Annotated in this window: 4 protein-coding genes; 3 read left to right on the forward strand and 1 reads right to left on the reverse strand. The window is 69.1% G+C overall.

What is annotated here, in order from left to right:
- The first annotated feature begins 29 nt into the window (after nucleotides 1–29).
- From C1I97_RS32765 to C1I97_RS32775, 3 genes are read left to right on the forward strand one after another with little or no spacing between them, the layout of a single operon-like run.
- Nucleotides 30–1,799: a branched-chain amino acid ABC transporter permease gene (locus tag C1I97_RS32765; protein ID WP_258382847.1), complete on the forward strand. Its 1,770-nt coding sequence runs from the start codon at nucleotides 30–32 to the stop codon at nucleotides 1,797–1,799.
- A 3-nt stretch (nucleotides 1,800–1,802) separates the two neighbouring features.
- On the forward strand, nucleotides 1,803–2,759 hold the full coding sequence (locus C1I97_RS32770; protein WP_111006667.1) for an ABC transporter ATP-binding protein: 957 nt from the start codon (nucleotides 1,803–1,805) through the stop codon (nucleotides 2,757–2,759).
- Nucleotides 2,756–3,472, forward strand: coding sequence for an ABC transporter ATP-binding protein (locus tag C1I97_RS32775; RefSeq protein ID WP_111006668.1), 717 nt, complete (start codon nucleotides 2,756–2,758; stop codon nucleotides 3,470–3,472). Before C1I97_RS32770 ends, C1I97_RS32775 begins: the two co-directional genes overlap by 4 nt.
- 73 nt (nucleotides 3,473–3,545) lie before the next feature.
- Here the strand turns inward: C1I97_RS32775 and C1I97_RS32780 are convergent.
- Nucleotides 3,546–4,080 (reverse strand): ANTAR domain-containing response regulator (locus C1I97_RS32780; RefSeq protein WP_111006669.1); only part of this gene is annotated, 535 nt, incomplete at its 5' end.

Here is a 4,080-nt window from a genome sequence, read left to right on the forward strand (position 1 = left end):
CCCCCACCGCCGGCAGCGAACCCACCGGTATCGTCCCCGTACCGGCGCACATCGGCCGCGCCCTGGCCACCGGCGGCGCCCTCCTGACGGTCGTCTCCACCTTCCTCGCCTGGACCTGGACCTCCGACTTCCCCGGCGACCTCACCCTCTACGGCAACCCGGCCGGCCTCCAGCTCCTCGTCCTCATCGGCGGCGCCCTGACCGCCCTCCTCGGCCTCGCCTCCTACGGCGTCAAACAGCTCGGCTGGCTCGTCCCCGCCGGCGGCACCGGCGCCCTCACCCTGGCCGCACTCGGCACCTTCGGCACCGCCTGGTACACGATCATCGCGATCACCGCCGAACTCGGCGGACTGGTCAACCTCGAAGCAGGCGCCTGGGTACTCGCCGCGGGCACCCTCATCATGCTGACCGGCGCACTCGCCCAGCCCTTCGAACGGCCCGTGCCCGAGCCCGCCGACCCGGACGACACCCGCTGGGACCAACTGCGCCACAACGCGCGCAACAAGCTCGCCGTGGTCCGCGCCGCCCTCGCCTCCGGCACCCCCGCCCCGGCCCGCGCCCTGCCGACGTACGCCGAGATCCTCGTCATCATCGCGGCCATGGCCATCGGCCTCACCGTCTTCACCTACGGCATCAGCACCCCGCACGACGAGAGCGAACTCTTCATCGGCTTCCTCATCATCGTCGGGTTCTGCTTCGCCGCGCTCCTCAAGGCCGGACTGGTGGGCCGCGTCTCGGCGATCACCGCCAAGCACCGCAACATCACCATGGCCGGCGCGTTCGTCGCGGCGGCCGCCTTCCCCTTCACCCAGTCCGACGACCAGTACGCGACCATCGGCGTCTACATCCTGATCTTCGCCACCGTCGCGCTCGGCCTGAACGTCGTCGTCGGCCTCGCCGGCCTCCTCGACCTCGGCTACGTCGCCTTCCTCGGCGTCGGCGCCTACACCGCCGCCCTGGTCTCCGGCTCGCCGTCCTCGCCGCTGAACTTCCACGTTCCGTTCTGGGCCTCAGCACTGCTCGGCGCCCTGGTCGCCATGATCTTCGGCGTCCTCATCGGCGCCCCCACCCTGCGGCTGCGCGGCGACTACCTCGCCATCGTCACCCTCGGTTTCGGTGAGATCTTCCGTCTCGCCGTCCTCAACATGGACGGCACCTCCGGACCCGACGTCACCAACGGCTCCAACGGCATCTCCTCCATCCCCAACCTGAACATCCTCGGCTTCGACTTCGGCCAGGAACACACCTTCCTCGGGTTCACCATCGCCCGCTTCGCCAACTACTTCCTGCTGATGCTCCTCATCACGCTGATCGTCGTCGTGGTCTTCCGGCGCAGCAGCGACTCCCGCATCGGCCGCGCCTGGATCGCCGTCCGCGAGGACGAGACCGCCGCACGCGCCATGGGCATCAACGGCTTCCGCGTCAAGCTCATCGCCTTCGCCCTCGGCGCCACCCTGGCCGGACTCGCCGGCGCCGTCCAGGCCCACGTCACCTACACCGTGACCCCCGAGCAGTACCAGTTCGCCCACGTCGTCCCGCCCAACTCCGCCTTCCTGCTCGCCGCGGTCGTCCTCGGCGGCATGGGCACCATCAGCGGCCCCCTCATCGGCGCGGCCCTGCTCTACCTCATCCCGGCCAAACTCCAGTTCCTCGGCGACTACCAGCTCCTGACCTTCGGTCTCGCGCTCGTCCTGCTGATGCGCTTCCGCCCGGAGGGCCTCATCGCCAACCGGCGCCGCCAGCTCGAATTCCACGAGAACACGGAAGCACCCGAAGTCCTCAGCAAGGCAGGGGTCTGACCCATGACAACCGACACCACCACCAAGGACGCCACGCCCGACGCGACCGCCCCGCGCGAGACCGTCCTCGACGCCCGCGGCGTCACCATGCGCTTCGGCGGCCTCACCGCCGTACGCGGAGTCGACCTCACCGTGAACAGCGGCGAGATCGTCGGACTCATCGGCCCCAACGGCGCCGGCAAGACCACCTTCTTCAACTGCCTGACCGGCCTCTACATCCCCACCGAGGGCGAGGTCCGCTACAAGGGCAAGGTCCTGCCGCCCAAGTCCTTCAAGGTCACCGCGGCCGGCATCGCCCGCACCTTCCAGAACATCCGCCTGTTCGCCAACATGACGGTCCTGGAGAACGTGCTCGTCGGCCGGCACACCCGCACCAAGGAAGGACTCTGGTCCGCCCTGCTGCGCGGCCCCGGCTTCCACAAGGCCGAAGCCGCCTCCCGCCAACGCGCCATGGAACTCCTCGAGTTCGTCGGCCTCGCCGACAAGGCCGAACACCTCTCGCGCAATCTGCCCTACGGAGAGCAGCGCAAACTCGAAATCGCCCGCGCGCTGGCCAGCGAGCCCGGCCTGCTGCTGCTCGACGAGCCCACCGCCGGCATGAACCCGCAGGAGACCCGCGCCACCGAGGAACTCGTCTTCGCCATCCGGGACATGGGCATCGCGGTGCTCGTCATCGAGCACGACATGCGGTTCATCATGAACCTCTGCGACCGCGTCGCCGTACTCGTCCAGGGCGAGAAACTCATCGAGGGCGACAGCGCCACCGTCCAGCGCGACGAACGCGTCGTCGCCGCCTACCTCGGCGAGCCCTTCGAGGGCGCACCCGGCGACGAGGAGGTCGCCGAGGTCGAGCAGGCCGAGGCCCAGGCAGCGGCGGAATCCCGGGCGGAAACAGAAGCACGGGCCGAGAGCGCCGAGACCACGACCGACGCCGCGCCCGGCAAGGAGAACGACCGATGACCGCACTGCTCGAAGTCGAGGACCTCCGCGTCGCCTACGGCAAGATCCAGGCCGTCAAGGGCATCTCCTTCAAGGTCGAGGCCGGCCAGATCGTCACCCTCATCGGCACCAACGGCGCCGGCAAGACCACCACGCTGCGGACCCTGTCCGGACTGCTCAAGCCGGTCGGCGGACAGATCAAGTTCAACGGCAAGTCGCTGAAGAAGGTCCCCGCCCACCAGGTCGTCTCCCTCGGGCTCGCCCACTCCCCCGAGGGGCGGCACATCTTCCCCCGCATGACGATCGAGGACAACCTCCGGCTCGGCGCCTTCCTCCGCAAGGACAAGGACGGCATCGAAAAGGGCATCCAGCGCGCCTACGAGCTCTTCCCCATCCTGGGCGAACGCAGAAAGCAGGCCGCGGGCACCCTCTCCGGCGGCGAACAGCAGATGCTCGCCATGGGCCGCGCCCTGATGTCCCAGCCGAAACTGCTCATGCTCGACGAGCCCTCCATGGGCCTCTCCCCGATCATGATGCAGAAGATCATGGCGACCATCGCCGACCTGAAGGCCCAGGGCACCACCATCCTGCTCGTCGAGCAGAACGCCCAGGCCGCCCTCTCCCTGGCCGACCAGGGCCACGTCATGGAAGTCGGCAACATCGTCCTCTCCGGCACCGGGCAGGACCTGCTGCACGACGAATCGGTGCGCAAGGCGTACCTGGGCGAGGACTAAAGGCCCACAAAAAGAGAAGGGCCCGCGCCCCCAGGGGGCGCGGGCCCTTCCCCTTCGGATCTTCGGGTCCCGCTCAGCCCTTGTCGGGCCCGGCCGCGTCCTTCGCCGCCTTCTTCTCCTCGCTGTCCTGGATGACCGCCTCCGCGACCTGCTGCATCGACATGCGGCGGTCCATCGACGTCTTCTGGATCCAGCGGAACGCGGCCGGCTCGGTCAGCCCGTACTCCGTCTGCAGAATCGACTTGGCCCGGTCCACCAGCTTGCGGGTCTCCAGCCGCTGGGCGAGGTCCGCGACCTCCTTCTCCAGCTCCCTCAGCTCCGTGAACCGCGAGACCGCCATCTCGATCGCCGGAACGACGTCGCTCTTGCTGAACGGCTTCACGAGATACGCCATCGCACCGGCGTCGCGGGCCCGCTCCACCAGGTCGCGCTGCGAGAAGGCGGTGAGCATCAGCACCGGCGCGATCCGCTCCTCGGCGATCCGCTCCGCCGCCGAGATCCCGTCCAGCCTGGGCATCTTCACATCGAGGATCACCAGATCCGGCCGGTGCTCCCGCGCCAGCTCCACGGCCCGCTCCCCGTCCCCTGCCTCCCCGACGACCTGGTAC

Source organism: Streptomyces sp. NTH33 (assembly GCF_003236365.1).
Lineage (GTDB): Bacteria > Actinomycetota > Actinomycetes > Streptomycetales > Streptomycetaceae > Streptomyces.